Source organism: Oleiphilus sp. HI0066 (assembly GCF_001635725.1).
This window is the reverse complement of record NZ_LWFH01000452.1, coordinates 1-448: the sequence shown is the minus strand read 5'-3', so window position 1 is coordinate 448 and position 448 is coordinate 1. Positions and strand designations below refer to the sequence as shown.

Below are 448 nucleotides of genomic sequence, written 5' to 3'. Positions count from 1 at the left end.
ACTCCTCCATCTCGATACATTCCCGAAGGGGCGCCTGGTATATTTCTTATCCCTGCCATAACCATCGGTATGGAGCCCGACGCCAAGAGTGCCGGCATTAAGTTACTGTCTGAAAGCGAGACATGTTGCGTTGGAATGTTATCGGGGTCTTGTAGGGTGAATTCACTATTAGGGTGATGAAATACAAAGCGTTCGAACTGAGATTTTAAATGCTTGCGGTTGATTCTATTGCCAACATAACTCTTTGCTAGACCAAGTCCCTGTAGCATCGTATTTTCATACTGCACAAAACCCTTAGATTTAGCGACGATAAAGTGTGCTTTAAAGACTGGGTTGTGAAGAATTTCATCAATGCCGGACTCACTAACAACGTCTCTTAATAGTATTTCTGCTTTGTCAGTAATGTCGCGTGGTTTCGGTTTTCCGGATATATAGTCGCGCAATAATG

At 43.5% G+C, this 448-nt stretch carries 1 pseudogene; it reads right to left on the bottom strand.

The window, feature by feature from the left end:
• A pseudogene (locus A3738_RS30670) lies at positions 1-448 on the bottom strand (patatin-like phospholipase family protein); the annotation flags it as partial.